Source organism: Pseudomonas atagonensis, assembly GCF_011369485.1.
Lineage (GTDB): Bacteria > Pseudomonadota > Gammaproteobacteria > Pseudomonadales > Pseudomonadaceae > Aquipseudomonas > Aquipseudomonas atagonensis.
The window spans coordinates 115,294-130,814 of record NZ_VXCA01000013.1; the positions used below are offsets into that span (position 1 = coordinate 115,294).

Genomic DNA, 15,521 nt, shown 5'->3' on the forward strand with positions numbered 1-15,521 from the left:
GTTTGCCCATGCCTGCTCAACTCAAGCGTCGCCTGTTCATTTTCCTGTTGCTGGTCCTGTTGATTGCCGGGGGCTTCTTCGCCCATTGGTTTTTCAAGGGACGCTTTTATGAAAGCACCGACAACGCCTATGTCCAGGGCGAAATCACCCGAGTGTCGAGCCAACTGAGCGCGCGCATCGACGAGGTGCTGGTGCAGGACAACCAGCATGTGGAAAAAGGCCAGTTGCTGGTGCGCCTTGAACCCAATGATTTCCGTCTGGCCATTGATCGCGCCAATGCCGCCCTCGCCACCCGCGAAGCCGAACGCCTGCAAGCACAGAGCAAACTGACTCAGCAATCGAGCCTGATTGCCGCCAGCGATGCGCAAGTAGCGACCACGCAAGCCACGCTTGGCCGTTCGCAGATGGATTTGTCGCGCGCAGAAACCTTGCGCAAACCCGGTTACGTCTCCGAAGAACGGGTGACCACCCTCTCCGCAGACGCCCACATTGCCCGCTCGCAAGTGGCCAAGGCCCAGGCCGACGCGCAGGGTCAACGCCAACAGGTCAACGCCCTGAGCGCCGAAATCAAACGCCTCGACGCGCAGATCGCCAACGCCCGAGCCGACCTTGCACAAGCCGAACTCAACCTCACGCGAAGCGAAATCCACGCGCCGATCAGCGGCCTCGTCGGCCAGCGCGCCGCGCGCAATGGCCAAGTGGTGCAGGCCGGCGCCTATTTGTTGTCGATCGTCCCTGACGAAGACATCTGGGTGCAGGCCAACTTCAAGGAAACCCAGATCGGCCACATGCAGCCCGGGCAGAAAGCCGAGCTGACCTTCGACGCCTATGGTGACACGCCGATCGAAGCGCGGGTCGACAGTCTGTTCGCTGCTTCCGGTGCGCAGTTCAGCCTGTTGCCACCGGACAACGCCACCGGCAACTTCACCAAAGTCGTGCAACGGATTCCGGTGAAACTGACCTTCAAGGCTGATAACCCGCTGCACGGCAAAATCCGTCCGGGCATGTCGGTCACCGCCACTGTGAACATCAAAGACACCCCTGACGATGGCCGGTGATTCGCTGATCCGCCCGGTCGGCGAACCGACCCGGCGGGACTGGATTGCCGTGATGAGCGTGATGCTCGGCGCCTTTATGGCGGTGCTCGACATCCAGATCACCAACTCCTCGCTCAAGGATATTCAAGGCGCGCTGTCGGCGACGCTGGAAGAAGGCTCGTGGATTTCCACCTCTTATCTGGTCGCGGAAATCATCATGATTCCGCTGACCGCCTGGCTGGTGCAGTTGCTCTCGGCGCGGCGACTGGCGGTATGGGTGTCGCTGGGGTTTCTGATTTCGTCACTGCTGTGCTCAATGGCCTGGAGCCTGGAAAGCATGATCGTCTTCCGCGCCATGCAGGGCTTCACCGGCGGCGCGCTGATCCCGCTGGCGTTTACCCTGACGCTGATCAAACTCCCCGAACATCACCGCGCCAAAGGCATGGCAATGTTCGCCATGACCGCGACGTTCGCCCCCTCCATCGGCCCGACGCTGGGCGGCTGGCTCACGGAAAACTGGGGCTGGGAATACATCTTCTACATCAACATCCCGCCGGGCCTGATCATGATTGCCGGGCTGATGTATGGACTGGAGAAGAAAGAAGCGCATTGGGAACTGCTGAAAAGCACCGATTACACCGGCATCCTTTCGCTGGGGATCGGCCTCGGCTGCTTGCAGGTTTTTCTCGAAGAAGGCCATCGCAAGGACTGGCTGGAATCGAGCCTGATCGTGACACTGGGCAGCATCGCCCTGCTGAGTCTGATCACCTTTGTGATTGTGCAGATTTCCAAACCCAACCCGCTGATCAATCTCGGCATCCTGCGCAATCGCAACTTTGGCCTGTCGAGTATTTCCAGCCTGGGTATGGGCGTCGGACTGTACGGCTCGATCTATCTTTTGCCGCTGTATCTGGCGCAGATACAGAACTACAACGCGCTGCAGATCGGCGAAGTGATCATGTGGATGGGCGTGCCGCAGCTGTTTCTGATTCCGCTGGTGCCGAAACTGATGAAGTTCGTCTCACCGAAATGGTTGTGCACGATCGGCTTTGGCCTGTTCGGTCTGGCGAGTTTTTCTTCGGGGGTGCTCAACCCGGATTTCGCCGGGCCGCAGTTCAATCAGATCCAGATCATTCGCGCGCTGGGGCAGCCGCTGATCATGGTGACCATCTCGCTGATCGCCACGGCCTACATCCTGCCGCAGGACGCCGGCTCGGCGTCGAGCCTGTTCAACATCCTGCGCAACCTCGGCGGTGCGATCGGCATCGCTCTGCTGGCGACGCTGCTGGATGCACGAACCAAAACTTACTTCGATTATCTGCGTGAAGCGGTGGTGCCGACCAATCCTCAGGTGGCCGAGCGACTGGCATCAATGACGGACAGGTTTGGCAGTGACACGGCGGCGCTGGGCAAGTTGAGCGAGATCGTCCACCAGCAGGCGCTGATCATGGCTTACAACGATGCGTTTCACTTTGTCGGGATTGCGCTGGGGATCAGCATGTTGGCGATTCTGTTGACCAAGAAACTGCCACAGGGACTCAAGGCTGGGGAATCTCATTGAGACCGCGTCGCCCCATTCGCGAGCAAGCCCGCTCCCACATAGGATTTGTGAACGGCACAGATCCAATGTGTGGGGCTTGCTCGCGAAGAGGCCCGACCAGACGATGAAGATCAAACCGCCAAAAGCCGCTCACGCAGTTTGGCAATCTCATCGCGCATCTGCGCCGCCGCTTCAAACTCAAGATCGCGCGCCAACTGATACATCTTCTCTTCCAGCGCACGAATACGCTTGGTGATCTCGCTCGGTGAACGCAGTTCGGCTTCGTACTTGGCGTTTTCCTCGGCGGCCTTGGCTATGCCCTTGCGCTTCTTGCTGCGCGAGCCCGGCACCGTGGCGCCTTCCATAATGTCGGCGACATCCTTGAACACGCCTTTGGGCGTAATACCATTTTCCAGGTTGAAGGCGATCTGCTTGTCCCGCCGACGCTCGGTCTCGCCAATCGCCCGCTCCATCGAACCGGTCATGCGATCGGCATACAGAATCGCCCGGCCATTGAGGTTGCGCGCGGCGCGGCCGATGGTCTGGATCAGCGAGCGCTCGGAGCGCAGGAAACCTTCCTTGTCCGCGTCGAGAATCGCCACCAGCGACACTTCCGGCATGTCCAGACCTTCACGCAGCAGGTTGATACCGACCAGCACATCAAAAGTGCCGAGACGCAAGTCGCGAATGATTTCGACCCGCTCGACGGTGTCGATGTCCGAGTGCAGATAACGCACACGCACGCCGTGGTCGGCCAGGTAATCGGTGAGATCTTCGGCCATGCGCTTGGTCAGCGTGGTCACCAGCACCCGCTCCTCGACCGCCACACGCTTGGTGATTTCCGATAACAGATCATCAACCTGAGTCAGCGCCGGCCGCACTTCAACCTGCGGGTCGACCAGACCGGTCGGACGCACCACTTGCTCGACCACGCGCCCGGCATGCTCGGCTTCGTAGTTGCCCGGCGTCGCCGAGACGAAAATGGTCTGCGGGCTGACCCCTTCCCACTCGTCGAAACGCATTGGCCGGTTGTCCAGCGCCGACGGCAGACGGAAGCCGTATTCGACCAGCGTCTCTTTACGTGAGCGGTCGCCCTTATACATCGCGCCGACCTGCGGCACGCTGACGTGGGATTCGTCGATCACCAGCAAGGCGTCGGCCGGCAGGTAATCGTAGAGAGTTGGCGGCGCGGCGCCGGCCGGGCGTCCGGACAGATAACGCGAGTAGTTTTCGATGCCGTTGCAGTAACCCAGTTCGAGGATCATTTCCAGGTCGAAACGGGTGCGCTGCTCCAGACGCTGGGCTTCCACCAGTTTGTTGTTGCTGCGCAGGTATTCGAGGCGTTCCTGCAGTTCGACCTTGATGTGTTCGATGGCGTCGAGCAGGGTTTCGCGCGGCGTCACGTAGTGGCTTTTCGGGTAGAAGGTGAAGCGCGGCATCTTGCGGATGACTTCGCCGGTCAGCGGGTCAAACGCGGAAATGCTCTCGACTTCGTCATCGAACAGTTCGATGCGGATCGCTTCCAGATCGGATTCTGCCGGATAGATATCGATCACATCGCCGCGTACGCGGAACGTGGCGCGGGCAAAATCCATGTCGTTGCGGGTGTATTGCAGGTCGGCCAGACGCCGCAGCAACGCTCGCTGATCGAGCTTGTCGCCGCGATCAACGTGCAACACCATCTTCAGATAGGTTTCCGGGCTGCCCAGACCGTAGATGCACGACACCGTGGTGACGATGATCGCGTCTTTGCGTTCGAGCAGCGCTTTGGTCGCCGACAGCCTCATCTGTTCGATGTGGTCGTTGATCGACGCGTCCTTCTCGATGAAGGTGTCGGACGACGGCACATACGCTTCGGGCTGGTAGTAGTCGTAGTAGGAAACGAAGTATTCGACGGCGTTGTTCGGGAAGAACGCCTTGAACTCGCCATACAGTTGCGCGGCGAGGGTCTTGTTCGGCGCCAGTACCAGCGTCGGGCGCTGTATCTGCGAGATGACATTGGCGATGCTGAAGGTCTTGCCCGAGCCGGTCACACCGAGCAGCGTCTGGTGCGCCAGCCCGGCTTCGATGCCCTCGACCAGTTGGCGTATGGCTTCCGGTTGATCGCCGGCGGGTTCGAAGCGGGTGACGAGCTGGAATTCGGACATATACACCTCTGGATCGCGGCACTCCGAGCAAAGCGGAACACCACGGGGACGACCGCAAACGACCGGTGTCGCGCAAGAAAAAACCTGGATTGTGCTCAATGTGGTGGCGATTGCCTGTCCTTTCAAGGCAAACGTCCTACATCGGGTAGAGACTCTGACACGGCCAAGCGACTAACGGTCGAGAAATAATCCGAAAAACTTGGCCTGAAAGCCCAATCGCCTGTCGCCATTACTCGGTGATGGCCTCTATACTAGCTCCCCGTTTGTGCACCGCTCTAGTGCATTCGGCTGGAGCGCGACACGTCCCTCCACTCTCCATTCAGAGCCGCCGTAATAATGAGCCTGTTCTCCGCTGTCGAAATGGCACCCCGTGATCCAATCCTGGGCCTCAACGAAGCATTCAATGCCGATACCCGGACCGACAAGGTCAACCTGGGCGTAGGTGTTTACTGCAACGAAGAGGGGCGAATTCCCCTGCTGCGCGCCGTTATTGAAGCCGAAACAATTCGCGCTGCTCAGCACGCTTCCCGTGGTTACCTGCCGATCGACGGCATCGCCGCCTACGATCAGGCGGTGCAAAAGCTGCTGTTCGGTCACGACTCGCCGCTGATCGCAGCCGGTCGCGTCATCACCACTCAGGCCGTCGGCGGGACCGGCGCACTGAAAATCGGTGCCGATTTCCTCAAGCAACTGCTGCCGAACGCCGTTGTAGCGATCAGCGACCCGAGCTGGGAAAACCACCGCGCGCTGTTTGAAACCGCCGGTTTCCCGGTGCAGAACTACCGCTACTACGACGCCGCCACCCACGACGTGAACCGTGCCGGCCTGCTCGAAGACCTCAACGCCTTGCCGAACGGCTCGATCGTTGTCCTGCACGCTTGCTGCCACAACCCGACCGGCGTCGACCTGAGCCCGGCTGACTGGAACAACGTGCTGGAAGTGGTCAAGACCAAAGGTCATGTGCCGTTCCTCGACATGGCGTACCAGGGCTTTGGCGACGGTATCGACGAAGACGCCGCCGCTGTGCGCCTGTTCGCTGAATCGGGCCTGACCTTCTTCGTTTCGAGCTCGTTCTCCAAGTCGTTCTCGCTGTACGGCGAGCGCGTCGGTGCGCTGTCAATCATCAGCGAATCGAAAGAAGAAAGCGCACGCGTGCTGTCGCAGGTCAAGCGTGTGATCCGCACCAACTACTCCAACCCGCCGACTCACGGTGCAAGCATCGTCGCCGCCGTGCTGAACAGCCCGGAACTGCGCGCGCAGTGGGAAGAAGAGCTGGCGGAAATGCGCCTGCGCATTCGCGGCATGCGTGAGCAAATGGTCAACCTGCTGGCAGAGAAAGCACCGGGCCGTGATTTCAGCTTCGTCGGTCGTCAGCGCGGCATGTTCTCCTACTCCGGCCTGACCACCGCTCAGGTTCACCGCCTGCGCAACGAGTTCGGTATCTACGCGCTGGACACCGGCCGCATCTGCGTGGCCGCGCTGAACCAGAGCAACATCAAGGCTGTGACAGACGCGATCGTTCAGGTCATCTGATTGGCCGCGCGAATAAAAACGGGAAGCCTTCGGGCTTCCCGTTTTTATTTGTCTGAAGCCAAGCCCCATACCCTCTAGACTGCATACAAATGTCAATTGTGGGAGCGGGCTTGCTCGCGAAAGCAGTGTGTCAGCCAACATTGATGGCGGCTGACCCGGCGCCTTCGCGGGCAAGCCCGCTCCCACAGGGTATGAGTCAACCCGAGAATTCTGCGAGAACCCAAATGAAAAACGACAACCTGCGCGCCGACCGTGACGATCTGGATGACTTTATCCCCCGCGCCCCGGCCAAGCGTGAGAAAAGCCTGGTGCTGCAAGTCGCGACCGGCGTGTTTCTTGGCGGACTGGCCCTCTGGCTGGTGCAACTGGCGGCGACCGCGGCCTACGCCAAGCTGTTGCTGGGCACCATTACCTTCGGCAGTTAAGCCAGTTCCGTCGCCCGCTGGCTGGCGGCATCGTCATAAGCGACGTACAGCGATTCGGCGATCTGGCTTTTGATTGCCTTGGTGCTTTCCAGACCAAGGACAAACCCTTCAGCCTTGCCGCCGGCGCGGTTCAGTTCTTCAGCCGTGCTGGCCTGAGTGATTGCGTCGAAGAGTTTTTCGGCGTGCGGGCCTACCCCTTTGGGCAGGCTGATCTGAGCGATGCTCATGCGAGCACCTCATTGTTGCGGGACAAATGATTCATGGCGCGTACCTTTTCGGCGAATGGCCGGTAGCGCGTGTGACCACTTCCGGGCGGCCATGGTAGACCCCTGCTGCGATTCTGGTAACCGCCAATCGCGGATAAACCGCCGCCTGTCCCACGAATTCACTTATTTTCACAAACGACGCTTGACTTCTCTTTTTGAATCAGTAACATACGCACCAATTCCGCAATAGCTCAGTTGGTAGAGCAAATGACTGTTAATCATTGGGTCCCTGGTTCGAGTCCAGGTTGTGGAGCCAAATAGCAAAGCCCCTGAATCGAAAGATTCAGGGGCTTTTTTGTGGACGCTCGAAAAGGTCAAAAGAAAAGGGCCGATCTCATCACAGATCGGCCCTTTTCTGTTCAGACGCAGCGGTCAGACATGCTCGCTGCTCTTCACATGCGCTTTCGGCGCGCCATGTCCGTGGTCGTGATCATCAGGTTCGATCACCGGCACTTCATTGCCATCGCAGTCATGCAGCTTCCCGTCGCTGAAGTAATCGCCTTCACGCAGCGCAGCCAGATCGCGATAACGCAGGGTCCGCTCCTCCGCTGCCGCAAACACCGACTGCTGATCCGAGTTGCCTGCGGTGAAATGGTTGAACGCCAGATTCAGCAGGATCGCCATGATCGCCGACGAACTGATGCCCGAGTGGAAAATGGTCGCGAACCAGCTCGGAAAGTGATCGTAGAAGTTCGGTGCGGCAATCGGGATCATGCCGAAACCGATTGAAGTGGCGACGATGATCAGATTGACGTTGTTGCGGTAATCAACCTTCGACAACGTGCGAATGCCGCTCGCTGCCACGGTGCCGAACAGCACGATGCCGGCGCCGCCGAGTACCGACGTCGGCACCGCCGCGATCACTCGGCCCATGAACGGCAGCAGACCGAGAATCACCAGGAAGATACCGCCAGTGGCGACCACGTAACGGCTCTTGATCCCGGTCACCGCCACCAGCCCGACGTTCTGGGCGAACGCACTCTGGGTGAACGAACCGAAGATCGGCGCGAACATGCTCGACAGCATGTCGGCCCGCAGGCCGTTGCCCAGACGCTTGGAGTCGACCTTGGTGCCGATGATTTCACCGACCGCCAGGATGTCCGCGGAGGTTTCCACCAACGTCACCATGACCACAATGCACATCGACAGGATTGCCGCGAAGTGAAAGGTCGGCATGCCGAAATGGAACGGTGTCGGGAAGCCGAACATTGGCCCTTGGGTGACGTTGGAAAAATCCGCCATGCCAAGGAATACCGCCAGCACCGTGCCGATCACCATGGCCAACAGGATCGACAAACGCGAGATGGTCGAACTGCCGACCTTACTCAGCAGCAACACCAGCACCAGCGTCACGGCTGCCAGACCGATGTTCTGCATGCTGCCGAAGTCCGGCGCATGGCTATTGCCACCCATGGCCCAGCGTGCGGCCACCGGCATCNNGATGCCGGTGACCAGCGGCGGGAAGAATTTGGTGATTCGCGAGAACACCGGGGTAATCAACAAGCCTATCAGCGAGGCCGCGATCACCGCACCCAGCACCGACTGGAAACCGCCCTCCCCGCCACTGCTGACAATCGCGACCATGGTCGCCACGCCGGAGAACGAAACGCCCTGAACCAGCGGCAACTGACAACCAAAAAGCGGTAGACCCAGGGTTTGCAGCAACGTCGCCAGCCCCCCCGCAAACAATGAAGCAGCAATCAACAATCCAATGTCCGCCGGCGACAGCCCGGCAGCCTGACCGATGATCAGTGGCACCGCGACGATACCGCCATACATGGTCAGAACATGTTGCAGGCCGTAAGCCATATTCGCGCCGACCCCGAGATTTTCGTCCTCGGGCCGTTGGTGTGAAACATGGGGCGTTTTCATGGTGGGGGGTTCCCTGGTTTTTGTTATGCGCACACTGTATTCAATACTCGTGACAAATGTCCATAGAGTTGTATACAACTTATCAGTCACATAATGGATAGGTAGCCACCCAACCTTCTACCCGGCGCTTGCATCGCCCACAAATCCGGCAACACATCCCCTCCTGTCCGCCGTCCCTGCACTACTAGGCTGAAGTGTTCATGGCGACCGACGGTGCGGTCGCGCTCTTTTTTATACATATAAAGTATGCATAATGAAGTCATTCGACATTCAATACGACAAAAGCAAGAACGCAGCCAACAAACTCAAGCACAAAGGGCTGAGCCTCGCCGAAACGGAACCGGTGTTTCACGACGAACGCGCGCTCACAATTGAGGACAACGACCATGACGAACAACGCTGGATTACCCTCGGCCTCGACGCCAAGGGGCGTTTACTGGTCGTTGCGTACAGTTACCGTGAAGTGAATGTCGTTCGAGTTATTTCCGCACGTCTCGCCACACCGAGCGAACGTCACACATATTTTCAGGAGGATTGATCGATGAAAGACGAATATGACTTTTCTCAGGGCAAACGCGGTGCATTGGCGCCAAACAAGGGGAAAACCCGCATCACCATCATGCTCGATGACGCAGTCATCGAGGCCGCACGCGAGCAAGCCGAGAACGAGGGATTCGGTTATCAGACGGTGATCAACACCACCCTGCGCCACGCCCTGCTCAATACCGCCAGACCGGAGCAGGTCGACTCAACCACCCCTTCCGGTCAATTCAAGAAAGGCATCACCGCCACCGATCTCAAGAGCCTGGAGAGAAAGCTCTCGGCCGCCATCGGTGAAATCCGCCGGGTACTCGAACCCGAAGCCAAGCCGTAAGCTTCAGCCCGGCACGATCAGCCTCTCGAACCCTTGGCGCATGGACGGCTGATCCGCAACCTGCAGGTCGAACTCCGTTGTCAGCACATCGATCAGCTCACCGATGCTGGTCAGTTCGCGACGCTCGCTGTCGGCGCCTATGCGGTGGATGGCGAAACTGCCGTTGTTCAAGGTCTTGCGCCAGCCGTCGCCGGTGCGCGCAACCATCAGACGCTGAGCGAACGGTGAATCCGGGTGCGTCGAGACGTACCAGTTACCGATGGTGTAATCGATGTCTTCCTGGCGTTGCAGATCGAACAGGTACATCGACCGCCACTCCCCGGCCACCCTGGCGCGCAGCATGTAGCCATCGGTTTGTTTTTCGATGCGATAGGGTTCGTGGGGTGTCTGCTGCTCGGCGTCGGTGTCGAGGATCAGCGGCGCCGTCGGCACCATGCCGCCGAAGCCGACATCGGTGATGTAGCGCACGCCATCAAGGGTGACCAGACTCAAGCGGTGAGTCCGCGCCGTCCAGGTGCCTTCAGGCTGATTCATGACCACGCGACCGCTGATGGCCTTCGCGTCAAAACCCAATTCCAGCAGCAAGGTAAAAAACAGCTTGTTGAGCTCGTAGCAGTAGCCGCCACGGCCATCGTGCAGGACTTTCTGCTCGATCGAGGCGAGATCGATCGGCACGGCCATGCCGCTGATGGTCGACAGATTTTCGAAGACAAAGGCGCCGGTATGGCGCAACTGCAACTGGCGTAGCGTTTCCAGGGTCGGTGCCGGCGGTGCGTCGAACCCCAGGCGCTGCAGGTACAGTTTCCGATTCGTCAGGCGTGGCTCGCTCATTGCTCAATCCTTATGCATGGGGCCGCAGTTCACTGCGTTGATGGACGCCATGTATACGGGATCGGGCATGGGTTTCGACAATTGATTTCACCAATCGCCTCTAGCGTTTTTTCCTTGAACCAATGCAAATTTAAGTCTACTCGCGCCGGGGCGCTAACATCTCAAAATACCAACGACAGTAACTTATTCGGACAACCTACTCCCCGAGCAAGCTGCCGGCCCGCTTATTCAGTCATCTCGCGCCAAGGCATTTAACTCGTCTTTATATGGTAGCCTAGGAGAGTACAAATTGTGAAACGCTCGCCCAATGGCACCAGAAAAAATTATCAACTGTGGATTATTAGTACCTCCCATCAGGATATGGGTTACAGCAATCCCTGGATATGGATCTATATAATAAATCTCTTTTATACCTAACTGATAGGCCTTCTTCGAACATAGTTCGCAAGGGCTGGCGGTGGTAAACAGCTTCCCACCCTCAACAGGCCTTCCACCATACTTAGATATTTGTAAAAACGCGTTTTCCTCCGCATGCAACGACCGAGTATGAACTTGGTTTTTTTCTTTCTTTAGACTATTATACTCACTCTTAAAACAGTAAGACACATTCCTTCCCGTGCTGGCGATTTTTTGGTACTTAGAGTTCTCCCCACTAAATCGCTCAATATACGTCACATCAGTTTTTTCATATTCAGAATAAGCAACTTGATCATAGCCACTAACAAGATCGAATCGATTACGCAGACTGCAAGGCACTTGCCCATAGGGAGTATCGTTCCAGCCAACTGACTGCACAGAAAAATTTAAATCTGTAACGACTGCTCCTACCTGCCTCGAGATACAGCCAGAGTTTAATTTTGCAGTATAAGCCATCTGCATACATCTTTCTAAAGGTGTAGGCGTAACAAGACCCGGCCTTGTCATTAACGACACAAAAGTTATTAGTTGATTTGCCAAACTAGAAAAATCCGAAACAGCATTCTCTGAATCGGGATTACTGATATATAGTTCAGACCGCTCTAAGCAAGCCTGGATATCTTGCTTTATATATGTTGAGTGCTGATCAAGACCTCGAGAACTATATTCTTCATTATCGATCCTGTTTACCTGTTCGTCCGTATACCCTAAAAGCCGTAATCGCCTTCTACGCTGTTCATCCTCACAGGATACGGCCATCAAATAAAACGATGAATATCGATCTTGAAAATAAGTCGCTTCAAATGGGTTGCGAATAGCGTCGATAACAATGAAGGTTTTTTGCCCTTTCCCTCTAGCAGAACGTATAGATTTTATAATTTCATTTATTTTATCGGCCAATGAGTAGAAGCTACCGCCCTTAAGCTCACTAGAAGTAGGATTACCTGAATTTCGGAGGTTATTACCGACCTGCTGAAACAACTTCACATAACCTGACCCCCCAATTACTAGCTTCAGCTTTTCATTTTGCCCAGGTAAAAAATCCGCATAATACCTTCTCAGACTTTTTATATCCTCCTTTACCAAGGGCTCATTCTTTATTTCTTGCAATACCTCTACAATCCCCAGCTTAACTTTATCATCTATACCCTCAACCGAACCCAAAAAAACTGATGACTCTGTTATATCAAGCTCTGACAACATAAGAGTAAGAACCGAGCTTGCCTGAATAGTGACAAACGGTTGCCAAGTTTTTTCGAAGTTCTTTAGGACGATCTTCTGTTTTCTTTGAGGATTTGAATCAGGATTATTACCAGAAAACAAGGAATGCTTAATTTCTGCCTGCGGCTTTGAAAGTATCTTGGCAACTGTAGAGCACCCGCTCCCCGTTCGACCTGTTAGCCCAATAATTATGAAGTCGTCATCATCACCATAAATTTTTGAAATTGCATCTTTGAAATAACTGGCCATCCGTTTCGCTCCGTCGTATTTTTATGCGTCCAATAACCCAAAACTACGACATTCAGAACCAAAAAGCCACTACGGGAAGTTTGCTGCTACCAATGTATTCTGACAAACATTCTCAAATACGGTTATTTCTTATTAACGCTTTTTACGTGAACCGATACGAATCCACGTCGGCGCATGGTCACTGGCATGCGGCTCGTTGCGCACCCAGGCGTCGACGCCGGCCTCATGCAAATAAGGGCTCAGCGCCGGGTTGAGCAGCAGATGATCGATGCGCAGACCGGAATTGCTTTGCCAATGCTGGCGAAAGTAATCCCAGAACGTGTAGAGGCGGTCTTCGGGATACAGATGCCGCAGTGAATCGGTCCAGCCCTGATCGAGCAAGCGCTGATAACACGCACGGCTTTCGGGTTGTAGCAACGCGTCCTTGAGCCACGAGCGCGTGTTATAGATGTCCCTGTCGGTCGGCACCACGTTGTAGTCGCCGGCGAGCACCACCGGATGATCGCTGCCTTGCAGGTCTTTCGCGTAATCGATCAAGCGCTCGAACCAGGCCAGTTTGTAATCGAACTTGGGCCCCGGTTGCGGGTTGCCATTGGGCAGATACAGGCAACCGACCAGCACGCCATGCACCGCCGCCTCCAGATAACGGCTGTGTTTGTCATCAGGATCGCCCGGCAAGCCGCGTCGACTTTCCAGCGGTTGCGCGTCCCGGGCGAGAATCGCCACACCGTTCCAGGAAGCCTGGCCGTGCCAGATTGCCCCATAGCCGGCGACCTCAAGCTCTGCTGCGGGAAACGCGCTGTCCAGGCATTTCAGTTCTTGCAGGCACACGATGTCCGGTTGCTCGCGCTTGAGCCATTCGACCAGGTTCGGCAGCCGTGCGCGCAGGCCGTTGACATTGTACGTGGCGATACGCAGGTTTTTCATCGGCTGAGGCTCCTGCTCGTGGCATGTGAGCATTGTGACCTTGCGATCACCGTGCGGGTTGCATCGGATCAGGCCGTTACGGCGTAATAGGCGCTCGCCTTTGCCTGAACTGTCGAGAGCCACACTCCATGCACACCACACTGCAAGGCCAGGGCATTGTCCTGCGCCCGCTTGAATACTCGGACGCCGAAGCGCTGGTTCGCGCAGCCGCTGACGGCGAACTGTGGAACCTCACCGTGACCGTCGTCCCTTCAGCGAGCACCGTCGACAGCTACCTGAAAAAAGCCCTCGACGGGCGTGACGCCGGCACGGTGCTGCCGTTTGCCATCACTTTGAAGGACAGCGGCGAAGTGATCGGATCGACGCGTTTCTGGAAGATCGACTCGCTCAATCGCAAACTGGAAATCGGCAGCACTTGGATCTCGGCAAGCTGGCAGAAATCCTTCGTCAACACCGAAGCCAAATACCTGATGCTGCACCACGCGTTTGAGGTGTTCAACTGCGTGCGCGTGCAGTTCACTACCGACGAAAACAATCAAAAGTCACGCAACGCGATCCTGCGCCTCGGTGCGCAGCAGGAAGGTATCGTCCGGCATGAGCGGATCATGCCGGACGGGCGCAAGCGCAACTCGGTACGCTTCAGCATCATTGACGATGAGTGGCCGCAAGTGCGCCTGCAGCTGGAAAAGAAACTCGCCGACTACAACGCATAAGGCTCAGGCGCGATTGCGCAACCACTGCAAGAAACCCTTTTTCGGCACGACCACCGGCACATCCTCGGTCAGGGATTGTGCTTTGTGCAGGCGGTAATCGAGCAAGGTTTTCATCGCGTCACTGATGTCATGGCGGGCATCGAGGCACGGCTTCAAGTAAGTCTTCTCGATGCGATACATCGCACAAAAGGTTTTCGCGGCAAACGTCGCCGGCACCGACGTATCGGAAAGAATCCCCGCTTCGCCAATCACCTCGCCCGGCCCCATGCGCCCAGACTCGAAAGGCGTGCCGTGACGGGTCAGCGTCACGGTGACAACCCCGGACTCAATGATGAACAAGTGATCGCTGACCTCCCCGGCGGCGAGGATGGTTTCACCGGCACGGAAGGTTTGCAGGGTCATGTTCTGGCTGAAGGTTTCTTTCTCCTCCTGGCGCAACGTCGAGAAAATCGGCGAGCTGTCGAGCAACGCCCGTGGCCGGGAAAGGTTAGTCGGCGCGTTGTTTTCGTCGCTCGACAGCAGATTGACCCCGGACGCCTGCAAATGCCGGAACGCCAGATCGAATAGCTGATTGCGCACCACGCGCTTTTCGCCCATCGAGGCGACGAATCCACTGATTTCATATTCCGCGCCGCTGCTGCCGGAGCTTTTCAGTGCGACGCTCGGCGCAGGCGTGTCGAGCAACTGCCGACAACCCTGCATCGCCCGCTCCAGAGCATCGATCACCGAGTTGGGCCGCGCGTGCGGGCTGACTTGCACGCTGACCGCGACACCGAACATGTTGCTCGGCCGACTGAAGTTGATGATCTTGGCCTTGGCCGCCAAGGAGTTGGGAATCACCGCCATGCTGCCCTGACTGGTTTGCAGGCGCGTGGCGCGCCAGTCAATGTCGGTGACCCGGCCCTCGGTGCCGTCGATGGAAATCCAGTCATCCAGCTGATACGGCTTGGTGGTATTGAGCACGATCCCGGAAAACACGTCGCTCAAGGTACTTTGCAACGCCAGACCGACGATGATTGCCAAAGCACCGGACGTTGCCAACACGCCTTTGACCGGCAGATCCAGCACGTACGCCAGTGCGGCGATGATCGCGATCAGGAAAATCACCGCGCCGAGCAAATCCTGCAAAAGCCGTCCGGTGTGCCCGACACGCTGCATCATCACCGCGCCAATCAACACTGTCAGCGTGCGTGCGCCGAACAGCCACCAGCCAATCTGCAAACCGGTCGCCGCCAGGTGCAGCGGCACATTATCGGCCCACGGCGCCGGCTCCATCGGATTGAGCCCTTCGTTGAACAGCAACACGCTGAACAACGTGAAAATCAGCACCCGCACCAGCAGTTTCCACTCACTGCCACGGGAGCTGATCAGGCGCCACAGCCCCAGGTCGAGCAGGATCAGGATCAACGCGCAAAACAACGGATGTTCAGTCAGCAGAGACAACATCAAACCACTCCACAGGGGGTGTG

Annotated in this window: 14 protein-coding genes and 1 tRNA gene; 8 read left to right on the forward strand and 7 right to left on the reverse strand. The window is 57.1% G+C overall.

Features of this window, described 5'->3' with window-relative positions:
- Positions 1–8 precede the first annotated feature (8 nt).
- Together F2P67_RS10030 and F2P67_RS10035 are read left to right on the forward strand one after the other, a co-directional pair.
- Positions 9–1,058: an HlyD family secretion protein gene (locus F2P67_RS10030; RefSeq protein ID WP_166219873.1), complete on the forward strand. Its 1,050-nt coding sequence runs from the start codon at positions 9–11 to the stop codon at positions 1,056–1,058.
- Complete coding sequence (locus tag F2P67_RS10035; protein ID WP_166219876.1) at positions 1,048–2,598, forward strand: MDR family MFS transporter; 1,551 nt, start codon at positions 1,048–1,050, stop codon at positions 2,596–2,598. The genes F2P67_RS10030 and F2P67_RS10035 overlap by 11 nt, the downstream gene beginning before the upstream one ends.
- Before the next feature lie 110 nt (positions 2,599–2,708).
- On the opposite strand, the gene uvrB is transcribed toward F2P67_RS10035, so the two are convergent.
- Positions 2,709–4,724 (reverse strand): excinuclease ABC subunit UvrB, encoded by a 2,016-nt coding sequence (gene uvrB / locus F2P67_RS10040; protein ID WP_166219878.1) that lies wholly within the window; start codon positions 4,722–4,724, stop codon positions 2,709–2,711.
- A gap of 336 nt (positions 4,725–5,060) precedes the next feature.
- Here uvrB and F2P67_RS10045 point away from each other — a divergent pair, with 336 nt between their 5' ends.
- Positions 5,061–6,257, forward strand: coding sequence for an amino acid aminotransferase (locus F2P67_RS10045; protein WP_166219880.1), 1,197 nt, complete (start codon positions 5,061–5,063; stop codon positions 6,255–6,257).
- A 224-nt stretch (positions 6,258–6,481) separates the two neighbouring features.
- Positions 6,482–6,682, forward strand: a complete 201-nt coding sequence (locus F2P67_RS10050; protein WP_166219882.1) for a hypothetical protein — start codon at positions 6,482–6,484, stop codon at positions 6,680–6,682.
- Here F2P67_RS10050 and F2P67_RS10055 read toward each other — a convergent pair.
- A complete protein-coding gene (locus F2P67_RS10055) occupies positions 6,679–6,909 on the reverse strand; it encodes a hypothetical protein (protein ID WP_007943502.1) in 231 nt (76 codons plus the stop codon). The two genes, F2P67_RS10050 and F2P67_RS10055, sit on opposite strands and share 4 nt — an antisense overlap.
- 219 nt (positions 6,910–7,128) lie before the next feature.
- On the opposite strand from F2P67_RS10055, the gene F2P67_RS10060 reads away from it, so the two are divergent.
- Positions 7,129–7,204: transfer RNA gene (locus F2P67_RS10060), tRNA-Asn, on the forward strand.
- A gap of 116 nt (positions 7,205–7,320) precedes the next feature.
- Here F2P67_RS10060 and F2P67_RS10065 read toward each other — a convergent pair.
- Positions 7,321–8,820, reverse strand: a complete 1,500-nt coding sequence (locus F2P67_RS10065) for a nucleobase:cation symporter-2 family protein (protein WP_166219884.1) — start codon at positions 8,818–8,820, stop codon at positions 7,321–7,323.
- Positions 8,821–9,073: 253 nt separating this feature from the next.
- Here F2P67_RS10065 and F2P67_RS10070 point away from each other — a divergent pair, with 253 nt between their 5' ends.
- Together F2P67_RS10070 and F2P67_RS10075 are read left to right on the forward strand one after the other, a co-directional pair.
- Positions 9,074–9,358: a BrnT family toxin gene (locus F2P67_RS10070; protein WP_166219887.1), complete on the forward strand. Its 285-nt coding sequence runs from the start codon at positions 9,074–9,076 to the stop codon at positions 9,356–9,358.
- 3 nt (positions 9,359–9,361) lie between these two features.
- Entirely contained in the window at positions 9,362–9,694 is a 333-nt protein-coding gene (locus F2P67_RS10075) for a BrnA antitoxin family protein (protein ID WP_166219889.1), read from the forward strand.
- Between the two features lie 3 nt (positions 9,695–9,697).
- On the opposite strand, the gene F2P67_RS10080 is transcribed toward F2P67_RS10075, so the two are convergent.
- From F2P67_RS10080 to F2P67_RS10090, 3 genes are all read right to left on the reverse strand, one after another.
- Positions 9,698–10,525: an arylamine N-acetyltransferase family protein gene (locus F2P67_RS10080; RefSeq protein WP_166219891.1), complete on the reverse strand. Its 828-nt coding sequence runs from the start codon at positions 10,523–10,525 to the stop codon at positions 9,698–9,700.
- A gap of 228 nt (positions 10,526–10,753) precedes the next feature.
- Positions 10,754–12,412: a cytidine/deoxycytidylate deaminase family protein gene (locus F2P67_RS27650; protein WP_218583248.1), complete on the reverse strand. Its 1,659-nt coding sequence runs from the start codon at positions 12,410–12,412 to the stop codon at positions 10,754–10,756.
- 132 nt (positions 12,413–12,544) lie between these two features.
- Entirely contained in the window at positions 12,545–13,339 is a 795-nt protein-coding gene (locus tag F2P67_RS10090) for an exodeoxyribonuclease III (RefSeq protein WP_166219894.1), read from the reverse strand.
- 128 nt (positions 13,340–13,467) lie between these two features.
- Between F2P67_RS10090 and F2P67_RS10095 the strand changes: the two genes are divergently transcribed.
- Positions 13,468–14,052 (forward strand): GNAT family N-acetyltransferase, encoded by a 585-nt coding sequence (locus F2P67_RS10095; RefSeq protein ID WP_166219896.1) that lies wholly within the window; start codon positions 13,468–13,470, stop codon positions 14,050–14,052.
- A 3-nt stretch (positions 14,053–14,055) separates the two neighbouring features.
- Here the strand turns inward: F2P67_RS10095 and F2P67_RS10100 are convergent, their stop codons facing one another.
- The gene (locus tag F2P67_RS10100; RefSeq protein ID WP_166219898.1) at positions 14,056–15,498 is read right to left on the reverse strand and encodes a mechanosensitive ion channel family protein; all 1,443 of its coding nucleotides are present in this window, start codon (positions 15,496–15,498) and stop codon (positions 14,056–14,058) included.
- Between the last annotated feature and the right edge of the window lie 23 nt (positions 15,499–15,521).